This is a genomic window from Bacteroides rodentium JCM 16496, assembly GCF_000614125.1.
Taxonomy (GTDB): domain Bacteria; phylum Bacteroidota; class Bacteroidia; order Bacteroidales; family Bacteroidaceae; genus Bacteroides; species Bacteroides rodentium.
This window is the reverse complement of record NZ_BAKJ01000015.1, coordinates 1-12,519: the sequence shown is the minus strand read 5'-3', so window position 1 is coordinate 12,519 and position 12,519 is coordinate 1. Positions and strand designations below refer to the sequence as shown.

The window sequence follows — 12,519 nt, the reverse complement described above, 5'->3', positions numbered from 1 at the left end:
ATTTGTTTACATATTCTTTTTTATTTTTCTTGCATAAAACTATTTTCTTCTTAATACAACCATTAGTGAAAATATTTATTGCTGAATAGTTACGAATGTGTGAATACCATAACATTGAATCTGCTACTTAATCTGTTTTCAGTTACCATAGATCGGCTTTGAACATCTGTTCATAGCCGGTTTGTGGTAATTTTTGTTTGTATATAGTTGACTCCAAGACAGCGAAACCGTGTGTGTCGCTGCCCGCCAAGTCATAGAAACCTTTTTTCATCAGCCATCTGGCTTTCTTCCTTACTTCTGTTCCGTATGCACCGACCAAAGAGAAGAGATTAAGTTGAAATTTTACACTCAATCCTTTCAATTGACGGTAGTCGCTCTCCTCCATGTAATTATACCGTTCAGGATGCGCCAGAACAGGTGTATATCCTTTCGACTTGATGCGGAGTAGGATGTTGTTCAATCCTATCGGAGGATTGAAGTAGGAAGTCTCTACTAATAGGTGCTTCCCGTTTTTGCTCAACGGAAGCAGGTCACTCTTCGCCAAGCGTTCCTCGAAGAGGTTATCGAGCATATTCTCAGCTGCAAGATGCAGTGCGATGTTTCCTTGATAAACAGTTTTCAATTCCTCAAAACGGGCTTTCAGAATGGATGTCGTATTTGGCATATCCTCCATGATGTGCGGAGTCAACCAAACATCTTTTACACCCAACTGTTCATAGAGGGATAGGATTTGCAGACTCTCTTCCATTGTCTGCACGCCGTCATCCACTCCGGGGAGCAGATGACAGTGCCAGTCGGTGAATTCCCGAAAGATTCCACTGTCAGCAAGGCTGATACGCTTTCTGAAAGGCCACATCTTTCCGTTTACTCTTCCTTCGTATATCCGGCATATCCATAATTGTAGCCGTACTTGTAACCATACTGATAACCGTACCGTCCGCCAGATCCTTCCGTTCCATTGAGAATTACAGACATATTCTTGTACTTCTTTTCTCGGTAAATATTTTCCAACTCTGGAAGCATGCTGCGCTCCAACAGGCCTGCACGTACCACAAAAATCGTACGATCGGCCAATTTCTCTATGATTTGCGTATCGGCTACCAGTTCAACCGGCGGACAGTCAATCAATACAATATCATATTGTTGCTTTAAAGTATCGATTGCTTCCCGTAACCGGTCATCAAACAACAGTTCGGTCGGATTGGGGGGGATAGTGCCGACAGGGATGAAACTGAATGAAGGGTGCTGCTCGTCCGTAACAATAATATCCGAAAGTTTGTCGATTTGTCCTCCTAAATAATTACTCAAACCAATTTTGGGCGAATGGATATAAGCTGAAGCAGAGGCATGGCGAAGGTCGCCGTCAATAACCAATACTTTTTTATTTTTAATGGCAAGACTCATGGCTATGTTCATGGTCAAGAACGATTTTCCACTGCCCGGATTGAACGAGGTAACTACAATCACATTGGAGGATTGATCTTTGCCAATCATGAATTCCAGATTGGTACGCAAGACACGAAAAGCCTCATTCATAATATCACGGCTTCCTTCTTTAACCACAATGGTATGTGCCTCATGTGATTTTACTCTTTTCTTACCACGTATAGACAAAGGAATCTCTCCGATAAAAGGAACGCTCAAGCCCTCCAGGTCTTTTCTTCCACGAACACGGGTATTCATGTTTTCACGCATGAACACAATGACTACCGGTATCAATATACCCAAGCAAAAGCCACCAGGAAAATGTTCTTCTTTACGGGAGCGGTAGGAATCATGCTTCCTCCAGGCTTTGTTATAATACGGGTATTGTAGGCCGTAAATGCCTGAGAAAGCTCGTTCTCCTCACGTTTTTGTAACAGATATAGGTAAAGTGACTCCTTCACCTTTTGTTGGCGTTCCACGCTAAGCAGGTATTTGGATTGCTTCGGGTTGGAGGCAATCTGCGAAGTAGCCTGTCCCCCAATGGCCTCCAAACTTCTGATTTGTGCACGCAAAGCTACCATTTGGTTGTCAATGGAAGTGATCAAAGCGCTTCGCATATCATCCAACGACTTGTCCATTTCCCTGACTAAGGGGTTCTTGACACTACTGTGAGACACCAAGCTATTGCGCTCCAATAACTTGGTATTATATTCATTCAGTTGTGTGGCAAGGCTTGCATTTTCAATGCCGGAATTGGCAGGGAGTAACTGATGTTTATTGTTTTCATTGGTCAAATAGTTCTTTATGTATCGGGCCATATATGCCTGGTTGTTCAATTCACGAATTGCAGCATTGGCTTCATTGGCTTGAGTCATATACATATTTGCCGCCGCCTGTACATCCGGCAGCAAATGCTCACTTTTGAAAGAAGATATATCATCATCCACATTGCCAAGCTCACCCTCAATCACACCCAAACGCTCATTGATGAACATGGATGTACTAACCGCTATCTGATTCTTGTCCCTTACCCAGTTCTCATTGTAAACGGATATAAGGGTATTGAGCACATCTTCCGCCCGTTGGGTGGACACATCCTGGAAAGACAACGTGATGATATTGGACTTCTCATCGTTCTGGGATATATTCAAGCGAGCAGAACAGCCAGCTGATGCCGCAGACAAAGACTGGCGGGTTACATAAATTGTGCTTACCGTTTTATCTGAATAGGCAGCCGATGGAATAACGACAATAGGGCCTAGGGGGCTTTGAATACTGTCATTCAAATTGCCTTTCACAAAACCATCATTTTCTATTTCTGTTCCATTCCGTGTAAAAGAGGATAATTCCACTGCACCATCCTTTGCCAGATGCAGTTCGAAAGTTGCGGATTCATTCTCGGAAAGATTAGGAATCACCACCTGGACAGGAAGTTGGTTTCCATACACAGTCTGTTTATGAAAACGTCCGTCTGTCTGATAATTCATTTCCAAATGCAATCGAGACACCACTTCACGCATGATGTCGGGAGACTTCAAAGTTCCCATCTCGTTATAAACGTTGGTGTTGGTCGTGAACAGTCCCAGATCGGAAAAAGACTCCATATCCGTAGAAGAAGATTTCCCTTTGGAATCGTCCTTAATCAAAATAGAGGCAGTTCTGACATATACCGATGGGGTTCTTAACAGATAAAAGGTCGCACCCCCCAAACATAAGGCCAATGAAATGGCAAACCAGTGCCATTTGTTGAGACAGAGGTAAAATAAATCCTGTATGGTAATGAAATCCTGCGTATTTTGTACTGTTGATTTATTCTGAATAGTAGCCATTTCTCTTTTTTATTTAGCGATAAGTACAGCGATGGAGGTCAATAAAGAAGCCAGGGAAATCCAGAAAGAGGTGCTGCGCACATTGTTCCCGTTTACGGTAGACTGACGGGCTTTGGTAGCATTAGGCTCCACATATACCACATCATTCTGTTGCAGATAATAAGCAGGCGAAGTGTAAAGATGCTCGGCAGAGCAAAGATTGACTCCATAAACCCGTTGTTTTCCTTCTTCTTGACGCAACACCAATACCTTTTCCCGCTTTCCGTAGATAGTGAGGTCTCCCGCCTGGCTTAAGGCATCCAGGATTGTAAGGTTATCCTTGTCGATACTAAAACGGCCGGGATTGTTCACTTCACCCATTACGGCTACGCTGAGATTCATATATTCCACCGTAACGACAGGGTCTTTAATCAAATCATGCGACTGTAGCTCTTTCTTAATATAGGCAGCCACCTCTTCACGGGTCATACCGGCTATGTGAATTTCTCCCAACACGGGAAAGTCAATGTTCCCTTTGGAATCTACCGTATAACCAGACACACCACGATTAGAACCGGAAGAGCCCTCCATGCCGATCTGTTGAGAAACAATTGGCAAGTTAAACAGGTTGGTCAGGCGCAAATCCTGGCTGTTGACTAAAATAGACAATTTGTCTTTCGGTTGAATCTTAATCTCTACCGGAGCAGTTAGCGCCAATTCGCTTTCGCCCGGACGTAAATCTTGAAAATAAGTGACTTCTTTTGAAGTTGAGCAAGCTCCTAAAAACAGGAGTAATATTGCCCCAATTAAATTTGCAAAAATTCATATTGATATAAAACTATAGTTTCGAATGAGTAATATGGATTCTACGGGTTAACCATAGATTACCCAAGGTCCATATAAAGATGTCCAGTATTAAAAGCAAGGTTACATTTATATAACGTGAAAGCAGAATATTGCACAGTGTAAAACAGACAGATACCAGTACAATGGCAATCATAACTGTACGCTGTCTCATGCCAACAGCAAGCATTTTGTGATGGATATGGTTCTTATCTGGCAAAAAGGGATTCTTTCCGTTTCGCACACGGTGCAAATAAACCCGTACCACATCAAAACAGGGAATGATAAGCGGTGAATAGGCTAAAAAGAAAGCATTAGGCTGTTGCATAGAGTGATTTACCGGAAACCCGTCAAGCAGTTTCAGACTTAAAATGCAAGTCATCATACCAATCGTCAAGCTACCGGTATCACCCATGAATATTTTGTTCTTTTTGGCAGGATCTCCAAATACGTTATAATAGAAAAAGGGAACGAGCACTCCAAGTGTCGCAAAAGCGAGCAGGGCATAAATGTATTCGCCTATTATAAAAAACACCAATCCATAAAAAAGCATAGCCACTCCACACAATCCGGAAGCCAATCCGTCTATCCCATCTATCAGATTGATGGCATTGATAATAAATACCACAGCGAATACGGTAATGGGGTATCCAATCCATTCAGGAAGAGCGTGAATAAACAGCAAACCGTGCAGGTTATTGATCCACAGCCCGCCTGCAATAACCAGTAATCCGCAAATAATCTGTATGGCGAACTTGGCACGGTAACGGATACCAATCAGGTCATCAGCCATCCCAACCAGATAAAGCATCATAATGGTACAGAAGCCGAATGCCAACGGGCGGCTTTCACTGCCGATATTACCAAGAAGCTGACTGTATCCCAACAACATACTGAGTCCCAAAGCAAGTGCCACCGAGAAAAAGACAACCGGTTTGAAGGCTATCCCTCCTAAACGGGGTACTACCCCCTGATGGATCTTCCGTTCATCAGGCACATCAAACAGACGCTTACGAAATGATATCAACAAGATTTGTGGAATCAAGACGCCGGCACAAAATACGCTCAAGGCGAATACAAACAAGGAATTGACAACCCAAAAGGCCCTAGGATTGTCCATTACATTCAAAATAACAGTCATAAATATCGTATCAGACAAATTGAATATATTCAGGAAGAACCTCCACACCAACAGCGAGATAACCCTTTAATTCGACAAGCAAGCGTTTTATCTTGCTGCCTCGTATTTTAAGCAAACAGCCCTCATATCCATTGAGAGGACCTCCTATAATCCGAATTTTGCGTCCGCACATCTGAGGGGTTATCTCTTCCGGCAAATAATATTTGGGGGAATCGGAACTGCTGACGGCTTGTATGAATCTGTCCATTTCCAAATCAGACACAGTCATAGGTTCCCGGAACGTATTCCGCAACCAACGGTATTGAAGCGTTTTGGTTCTTTCCACAATGGAGTCCAAATGCTGACGGGAATCATAAACAAAGAGCAAATCTTGAATGGCCGGAACTTTCTCACGCACCTTTTTGCCCTTTTGCAAAATGATTTGCCATTTCAAGGGGACAAATACCTTTACACCCGCTTCTTGCAATTGTTTGTATGCCGGCTTTTTAGCATTGCACCGTTTCAAATCACGCATGACATACCATTGTGCGTATTCAGTATTTCCCATTGATATACTTTAGTTCAGGCAAATATCACCAATCCTGCATGATTATTTTATTTGTTAATAATCAAGCAGTTACAAAACACTTTCCAAAAGTAGGAATCTTTTATTCCTTTAATCATCCCTTGCATCGCTATTCTAAAAGGCAAGTGTTCACTTATACTAAAACATACTACTCTTCTTAAGAGAAGTACATCTTTTAGTTATAAAGCGATAATAACTTGATAAACAAAGTCATGTTAGAGGATATATGGGGATGATTGTTTTTCATTTTACACATTATGTTGAAGATTCTTAAAAATAAGTAATAAAAAAAGAGTTCACTTTATACCTTGATTTTTAGATTTTTTTTGTATTTTTGCACTCAAAATGTACTTCTCTTAAGAAGATAAAGTGACCGTAGCTACTCTTTCAAGTTTTATATGTAGATGTACTTCTCTTAAGAAGATATGTACCATTTTCGGTATTTATTTATATAGACATCAAAATGAGACTATTTGCCTTGTCTACAATAGATGTGTCTAAAGAGGCAAGATAAATTCGGGTAGTTTGCTCCGAATCATGCCCCAGTGCCTCACTGATGACAGGCAAAGAAACATTTTTACTTTGGGCGATGCTGGCCCAAGCATGGCGGGCAACATAGGTGGTAAGTGGAATACCCAAACCTATTTGTTTGCCAATCAGTTTCAGATTTCTGTTGATACGGTGCGCTTCATTTTGGTATTGATGCCATTCGTCCACACCATTGTTCTGAATAATTGGTAGCAGGTAGGAAGTTTCAGAGGTATTGTATTTATCAATAAGTTCCTGCATGGGCTTTTCCCATTTGATAAACAATTGCTGACCGGTTTTTTTTCTCCGATAGGTCAGGATTCCATTCTGGAGGTCTTTCTTTTTCAGGAATGCCATATCCACAAAGGACATTCCACGTGTATAAAAACTGAACATAAAGATGTCTCTGGCAAAAATGAGAGACTTCTTATTAAGATCCAAATCCCGTATTCTTCGAATCACGCTGAGGGAAACCGCCCGTTTCTTCGTTTTGTCTATACCGGTATAGACATGCTTGAAGGGATTTCGTTGAACAACAAGCCCTTCATTCACGGCCCGGTTATAAATGGCCCTGAGGTTACGCATATAATACGAACAGCTATTCGGGCAGATGCCATTCCCTTTGAGCCAGCTTTCATAGGCTATCATCTGATTGGAATCCACTTCGTCCAACGGGACATCTCCACGGTTATTCAAGTAACGTTCAAAGCTGTTCAAGGCACTCTGATAGGTACCAGCTGTACGCACCTTACCTATTTGCCTCAATTCAACCAGCAGTTCTTTTCCATATAGAAGAAAGGTGGAATTTCCTTCTGGAGTAGTGTAAAGTTCTATTATACGGTCTACTGTGAAAGGGCTGTTCTCCTGATTCAATCGGTTAATGCATTTCTTTATTCGGAAAAGGTCTTTATCAATTTGATTTTTTAATGCAACAAGATAGCTTTTTCGGCCTTCTCCACTTCCTGCCGAGACATTGATTTCACTAGAAGCAGAAATCCACTCACTTGGAAACAGTTTGTAACCGGTGCGGATATGCCGTACTTTACAATGATGAATTATTTGATAATGAACCGTTCCCTCTTTAAGGATAACGGATGAAGGAGTGAATTTTACTTTTACACTAGTCATAAATAATCAATTATTAGTTTAACATATGGAATAAAAACAGGAAGCAATTCAAAAAACTTCAAGCTGTTATGTATATCTCCTGCTAAACTATTCTTGATTGATAAAAAACGCTTTAATTATTTTTATCTCTGAAAAGCATTATATTGAATAATATGACAAAGTAAAAGACCGCGTTCTGTATATTGCGTGAAGACTTGAAACGGAGTGTCAGAGCCAATGCAAAGAATATCTTGCCATATAGAAAATGGAAAACTCGAAATGGAAAGGCTGTTTCCTGAGTTCTTTCCATTCGAGCGAAAGAATTTATAACCGCTGACCTGTCTATATGATTATCGAATTCACTTTCATCGTGTCCAGATTCAGGTACAATCCGTTATGCTCGATCACTCCGTTTCGGAACATTTTCCATAGGATGCCGCATCCGAGTTGTGCCAGTGTGGAGTTGATGAACAGGTCCTGTTTTTCCAACGCTTCAGCCAACGAACAGCTCGGACCGGAATCGGTTTCCTTCACTCTCGTGTATTTCACCATGCGGGTGATGACTTTCAGCGAATTGACGGTCTCATAGAGTTTGGACGCCGGCTGTTTGATTTTCTTCGGTACGGTACCCAGCACGACTTGCCCCGTGGTCTGCGTGTTCCCGAAATCCATCCAGTACAGCGGGGTCTCGTAAGTGCAGTATGTCGGTTGCGGCAAAGCTTCAACAGATTCCACAAGTCAATCCGTGACTTGATGTTGTCGGTACAGGTAATCGTGATATTGGCCAGGTTGTCCCGTCTGGTATCCTTCAATACTGCCGGATAGATGTCCGCTTGCGCCTTCCAGTCATTCCCGAAAAAGTTGTTTATCCGGGTGACGAGGCATTGTGCCTTGTTCTGTCCCAGGTCGGACGGTCCGAAAAGCTGGCGACCGATGTTGGCTTCCGTCACGGTGTCAGGGTCGTACAGTGTAACAAACAGTCCCGGGTGTCCGAGTCCCCTCAGAGCTGTGTCAAGACGTGCCAGGCAGGTGAGTACCTGCGACCCGGTTCCTCCCGCTCCGATCAGGTTTACCGTTACCGGATGCTGCGGACTCATCAGGTAACTGTCGGTATAATGTACTCTTTTCATGTCAGTATGTCTTTAAGTTTCATATTGTTCAACGGTTTCAGTTCATCGAGATTGAAAGGCATGTCCCTGGCTGCTTTCGTTACCAGAACCAGGTTGGATCTGGTCGGGTTTCCGTCACCTCCCAGATGGGAGAACTCCGTCAGCCAGAATTTCTTTTCCCAGTATTGCAGCAGGCTTTCGTATGTCAGGTCCTTGGGCAAGTCTATATTGGCAGAACCCAGGCATACACTGGAGCCGGTCACATTAAAGAACGGCGCGGCATATAGCGGCGTGTCCTTGCCGGGCATGTCACCCTTGTAGGCATATATCCTCATTCCGTGTTCTCCCGCCTCATAAACGACTCCCGGCAGGTTGTATTCCGCATTCTCTATTTCAAGTCCCGGACTGAAGAACATCATCCGTTTATGCGGGGGATTGTACCATACATACCGCTCGCTGCCCTTGCGTGAATCGCAATAGATCAGGTTGGACGGTACTTTTCCGTAAGGCGTGCTGCTATGCCTTTCCGAATATCCCTTTACAAGCTCGTTCATGAATTCCTGCGTTATAGGCCTGCCTTCCGCCATGTTTCCACGATCGTTTATGTCCCGTATCTCCAGAAAAAAATTCTTGTCATCCTCCGAGACGTAGGCTATCAGTGCCGCCTTGGGGATAAGCTGGGTCTTCAAAGTTCTTGTAAGTTCGTTTGTCTCCATCATAGTGTTCAAATTATTATGTTGATGAATTTGTCCGCCCATTTGAAAAAGCGTTCCGGGTAGTCATCCATGTGGAACAGCTCTCCCGTTTCGGGAGACAGGGCGAGTGTCGTGACCGGTATGATGTCGTAGGTCTCCCTGCTGTGGGAATTGTAACAATTCACGAGATAGTCCGTCACCATATCGTAACTGTCATAGATTACACGTATCTGTTGGTAGAGGTACATGGGGTGGAACTCCGGTTCCTCCTCATAAAAAGGATCGTAGCAGTATTCCATGATGCCGCGTTCCGGTGACAGGAATTGTAACCCCTCCTTCATGGCGGAGACCAGCGACCGTTCGTAGTCGTTCTGGGCTTTATACCTGTCAAGTGCCTTCGGCAGGTTCTTGTAGTAGCACTTGCGTTCCACCCTTTGGAGCAGCCTCTTTATTCTGCCGTTCTCGTAGGAGTGCAGGAGCCTCAGCCGTTTTTTCCTTTCCTCCGGGGCCTCTTCCGGTACTTCCTCTGAAATCCAGGTCAGGACATATTCCGTGTCGTCCTCGTCCAGAACGGTCTGTATTCCGTTTGCCTTCATCAATTCATGGATGAATGTGATGGAGATACGCCTCAATTCCGGTCCGAGCGCCTCCACGAATTTCATCGGGAAATAATACAGTGTCAGTTTTCCCCAATGATGGGCTTTCCAGAGCTTGAACAGCAACCGTCCGTCTTGCTCTTCGATATTGACGTTCAGCCCTCACCGACAAGGGCATCCATCTCCTCGTGCAGCCTTGCGATCCCTTCCCCGAACGTCCGGCCCGGGGTATGTACCGCCTCCTTCTCCATTAGGCAGGCATATCTGAAGAAGGAGTCACGCAGGAACCTGTAGTTGTCCCGCGTGATGAGATTATGCCTTTTCCCGTCGGAATCTTCCACGACAAGACTCGGCAAAGGTTTTGGCTGAAACGTGGCGTTCAGAAAAGAGGAACGGCACCCCCCGGTGCCGTAATCCTTTCTTTCCTGTCCGTACTGTAATGGATATTGCGTACGGTCTGTCCGATGATGAGCCTTGCAAGCCGTTCCACCTGCTGTTCGTCCAATGGTACACATGATTTCTTCTGTTTTTTATTGTCCTTTCCCATTGCTTTTATCCTTTTGTCCCGATGGTAGTTTTGAATTCATACACCGCCTTGTCTTCCTTGATGACCGGCCCGTGCACCGTTGCCGTGGTCAGTTCCGGATAGAAGTTCGAGTAGTAGTTCATGACCATTTCGGGGCTGTCCGACGTGTTCGGGTCATCGAGTGTGACCATACCGTTGCCTTTCTTGAATGTGAATGAACGTGTCATTCCCTTGATTTCTAATGCCATAATATTAAATGCTTTGATAATGTGAAACATTGGGTTCTAACATGGATTGCGGAAAATCGGGATATTCCTCATAATCTTCCGGGCGGTAGGTAGGGACTTCCTGTCCCCTCTGATAGTACGGATAGAGGTCTTCGGGATTTTGCTCCTGTTCCTGCCGGTATGAAATCTGTTGTTCCGCGTATGCAGGCTGTGGAGGGAGCTGGCGGCTCATCGGCCGTTGTCCGGCGTATTGCGGCTGTGGGGGAGCCTGATGCGGTGCCGGCCTTTGCGCAGGCTGCTGTGGCGGCCACATTGTCTGCTGCTGCCCGTCAGGAATTTGTCCGCCCGCCGGTCCTGATGCCTGGGATTGCGGTGGACAGTGCGGTGCAGGCTGCAACTGTTGTGCCGTTGCTGCCGGTAGTTGTGACCGAAGCTGTTGCGGTGCAGGCGATTCTTCCATCAGCTCGAACAGGCTTCCCCGGTTCATGGCCTTTTTCTGCTGCTCCAGCATCTCGTCAATCTTCTTCTGGTCCTGCGGCTTGGCATAAAGTCGGGCCTGTCCGAGAGCCGTCACTGCATCCTTATGGTTTCCCGCGGCAATCAGTTCCTCAGCTTTCTTGAGATGCTTCTCGTACTTCTCCCGTTTCTCTTTCTCCTCTTTCGTCTCCTTGGCCTTTGCATCCTTCGCCGCCTTGCTCTCGGAAGCGGCCTTTTCCGTCTGTGCCTCGAACTGCGCCATGTTGGTGATCAGTCCCGTGGCTTTCTGCACCGGCCGGGCGACGGCTTGCAGGAATCCGGTATCCAGTTCCTGCGGAACTCCCTTGAGGGTCAACGGGATAATGTGGTTCTGGGCTTCGTCTTTCAGCCCGTTTGACTTCGGCAGTACGGATACCGCCATTTGTCCGTTCGCTTTACGGATGACGAGTGTCAGGTCGACTCCTTCTGTCATCATCTGGTTGATTGCTGTAAAAAACATAATTATATGGATTAAAGTGTGAATAACCGTATTCTTTCTATCTGTTGAAGAACTCTGCTAGCAGCCTGTTCCGGTCAGGATGACTGCTTATCTCCAGTATCGGGTCCAGCAGTGTGGAGATGTGTACGGGTCCGCCCTTTTCCCGTGGAGGGAATTTGACGGTCGGTTCCGGGACATGGTACTTTCTTCTTGCCGGTATCGGCATTGGTATCTGTACCGGTGCCGTCGGCGGTCTTGAGATGATTGCTTGATTCATGACTTTATCATTTTAATTGTGGATACTCGGGCTTTGGCAGCCCGTTGAACTACATGGGCTTTACGGCAGACGCTTCCGGAAAGGCAAAGCTTTCGGGAAAAATACCGCAAGCCCTCCGGGCGAGGATGATTTTCCGCGAAACCCGAAGTCCCGGCCTTGCCGTCCGAAAAGAAGCGTTTGCCAACTTTGCCCTGTAGTTCCCGGTCTGCCAATGGCTGTATATGCCTCTCTTTCCTTTCCGTCCCTGATCCCGTCATCCTTGTCTTCATAAAGTATGGGATACCAAAAGAGCCGTCCGTTGGGACAGCCCTGTCCTGCAAGGTGTTGCAGTGGTTTATATGCCGCATTTGTTTCATTTCCCGATATTGTATGCCGGTGGAATCAGAATACCAGGCAGCTGAGGATGCAGAAAAGTATCGCCGCCGCTACCAGAAGGCAGGCGATTTTATAGAGGAACCTGAAGAATCCCCTGAAACAGACGATGGCGACTGCCGCCCATACCGGTGAAATCCCTCTTGAATAAAGATAACTGAACATTATGAAGCTGCGGCGGCCAGTGCCATTCTTTTTATCCATTTGCCGGTTCTCGGTTTTTCGATACATTCCTTTGCTTTCATGATCATTTGCTATTAAAAGGTGAAACATGTCATTTCCAATTTCAGGGGCCAGGATGCGGACCGCCTCCACAGGCAAGGTTTTCGGGGAAAATACCGGAGC

11 protein-coding genes and 4 pseudogenes are annotated in these 12,519 nt (G+C 45.2%); 1 reads left to right on the top strand and 14 read right to left on the bottom strand.

What is annotated here, in order from left to right; all coding sequences use genetic code 11:
* Positions 1-142 precede the first annotated feature (142 nt).
* The 13 genes and pseudogenes from JCM16496_RS08620 to JCM16496_RS23605 form a co-directional block, all read right to left on the bottom strand.
* Positions 143-856, bottom strand: coding sequence for a tyrosine-protein phosphatase (locus JCM16496_RS08620; protein ID WP_025833634.1), 714 nt, complete (start codon positions 854-856; stop codon positions 143-145).
* 8 nt (positions 857-864) lie between these two features.
* Positions 865-3,254 (bottom strand): annotated as a pseudogene (locus tag JCM16496_RS08615) (GumC family protein).
* A gap of 9 nt (positions 3,255-3,263) precedes the next feature.
* The gene (locus tag JCM16496_RS08610) at positions 3,264-4,055 is read right to left on the bottom strand and encodes a polysaccharide biosynthesis/export family protein (protein WP_025833632.1); all 792 of its coding nucleotides are present in this window, start codon (positions 4,053-4,055) and stop codon (positions 3,264-3,266) included.
* A gap of 16 nt (positions 4,056-4,071) precedes the next feature.
* Positions 4,072-5,217 carry an MraY family glycosyltransferase gene (locus JCM16496_RS08605; RefSeq protein ID WP_025833631.1) on the bottom strand — a complete coding sequence of 382 codons (1,146 nt, stop codon included), beginning with the start codon at positions 5,215-5,217 and terminating at the stop codon, positions 4,072-4,074.
* A gap of 10 nt (positions 5,218-5,227) precedes the next feature.
* Positions 5,228-5,764 (bottom strand): UpxY family transcription antiterminator, encoded by a 537-nt coding sequence (locus JCM16496_RS08600; protein ID WP_025833630.1) that lies wholly within the window; start codon positions 5,762-5,764, stop codon positions 5,228-5,230.
* A 465-nt stretch (positions 5,765-6,229) separates the two neighbouring features.
* A complete protein-coding gene (locus JCM16496_RS08595) occupies positions 6,230-7,438 on the bottom strand; it encodes a tyrosine-type recombinase/integrase (protein ID WP_025833629.1) in 1,209 nt (402 codons plus the stop codon).
* A gap of 321 nt (positions 7,439-7,759) precedes the next feature.
* Positions 7,760-8,547: pseudogene (locus tag JCM16496_RS08590) on the bottom strand (PRTRC system ThiF family protein).
* A complete protein-coding gene (locus JCM16496_RS08585) occupies positions 8,544-9,245 on the bottom strand; it encodes a prokaryotic E2 ligase family D protein (RefSeq protein ID WP_025833628.1) in 702 nt (233 codons plus the stop codon). Before JCM16496_RS08585 ends, JCM16496_RS08590 begins: the two are co-directional and overlap by 4 nt.
* 5 nt (positions 9,246-9,250) lie before the next feature.
* Positions 9,251-10,158 (bottom strand): annotated as a pseudogene (locus JCM16496_RS08580) (hypothetical protein).
* Between the two features lie 38 nt (positions 10,159-10,196).
* Positions 10,197-10,364 carry a hypothetical protein gene (locus tag JCM16496_RS23610; RefSeq protein ID WP_244440284.1) on the bottom strand — a complete coding sequence of 56 codons (168 nt, stop codon included), beginning with the start codon at positions 10,362-10,364 and terminating at the stop codon, positions 10,197-10,199.
* A 5-nt stretch (positions 10,365-10,369) separates the two neighbouring features.
* Positions 10,370-10,591 (bottom strand): PRTRC system protein C, encoded by a 222-nt coding sequence (locus tag JCM16496_RS08575; protein WP_005644262.1) that lies wholly within the window; start codon positions 10,589-10,591, stop codon positions 10,370-10,372.
* 4 nt (positions 10,592-10,595) lie between these two features.
* Positions 10,596-11,546, bottom strand: coding sequence for a PRTRC system protein E (locus JCM16496_RS08570; protein WP_025833621.1), 951 nt, complete (start codon positions 11,544-11,546; stop codon positions 10,596-10,598).
* A 37-nt stretch (positions 11,547-11,583) separates the two neighbouring features.
* Positions 11,584-11,802: a hypothetical protein gene (locus JCM16496_RS23605; protein ID WP_005644267.1), complete on the bottom strand. Its 219-nt coding sequence runs from the start codon at positions 11,800-11,802 to the stop codon at positions 11,584-11,586.
* 53 nt (positions 11,803-11,855) lie between these two features.
* On the opposite strand from JCM16496_RS23605, the gene JCM16496_RS22670 reads away from it, so the two are divergent.
* Positions 11,856-11,999, top strand: a complete 144-nt coding sequence (locus tag JCM16496_RS22670; protein WP_159102441.1) for a hypothetical protein — start codon at positions 11,856-11,858, stop codon at positions 11,997-11,999.
* Between the two features lie 184 nt (positions 12,000-12,183).
* Here the strand turns inward: JCM16496_RS22670 and JCM16496_RS23060 are convergent.
* A pseudogene (locus JCM16496_RS23060) lies at positions 12,184-12,419 on the bottom strand (hypothetical protein).
* Between the last annotated feature and the right edge of the window lie 100 nt (positions 12,420-12,519).

What these genes read in the sequence shown, in the direction of transcription:
- JCM16496_RS08620 (WP_025833634.1), bottom strand. Translation starts at nt 856, where the DNA reads ATGTGGCCTTTCAGAAAGCGTATCAGCCTTGCTGACAGTGGAATCTTT.
- JCM16496_RS08605 (WP_025833631.1), bottom strand. Translation starts at nt 5,217, where the DNA reads ATGACTGTTATTTTGAATGTAATGGACAATCCTAGGGCCTTTTGGGTT.
- JCM16496_RS08600 (WP_025833630.1), bottom strand. Translation starts at nt 5,764, where the DNA reads ATGGGAAATACTGAATACGCACAATGGTATGTCATGCGTGATTTGAAA.
- JCM16496_RS08595 (WP_025833629.1), bottom strand. Translation starts at nt 7,438, where the DNA reads ATGACTAGTGTAAAAGTAAAATTCACTCCTTCATCCGTTATCCTTAAA.
- JCM16496_RS08585 (WP_025833628.1), bottom strand. Translation starts at nt 9,245, where the DNA reads ATGATGGAGACAAACGAACTTACAAGAACTTTGAAGACCCAGCTTATC.
- JCM16496_RS23610 (WP_244440284.1), bottom strand. Translation starts at nt 10,364, where the DNA reads ATGGGAAAGGACAATAAAAAACAGAAGAAATCATGTGTACCATTGGAC.
- JCM16496_RS08575 (WP_005644262.1), bottom strand. Translation starts at nt 10,591, where the DNA reads ATGGCATTAGAAATCAAGGGAATGACACGTTCATTCACATTCAAGAAA.
- JCM16496_RS08570 (WP_025833621.1), bottom strand. Translation starts at nt 11,546, where the DNA reads ATGTTTTTTACAGCAATCAACCAGATGATGACAGAAGGAGTCGACCTG.
- JCM16496_RS23605 (WP_005644267.1), bottom strand. Translation starts at nt 11,802, where the DNA reads ATGAATCAAGCAATCATCTCAAGACCGCCGACGGCACCGGTACAGATA.
- JCM16496_RS22670 (WP_159102441.1), top strand. Translation starts at nt 11,856, where the DNA reads ATGGGCTTTACGGCAGACGCTTCCGGAAAGGCAAAGCTTTCGGGAAAA.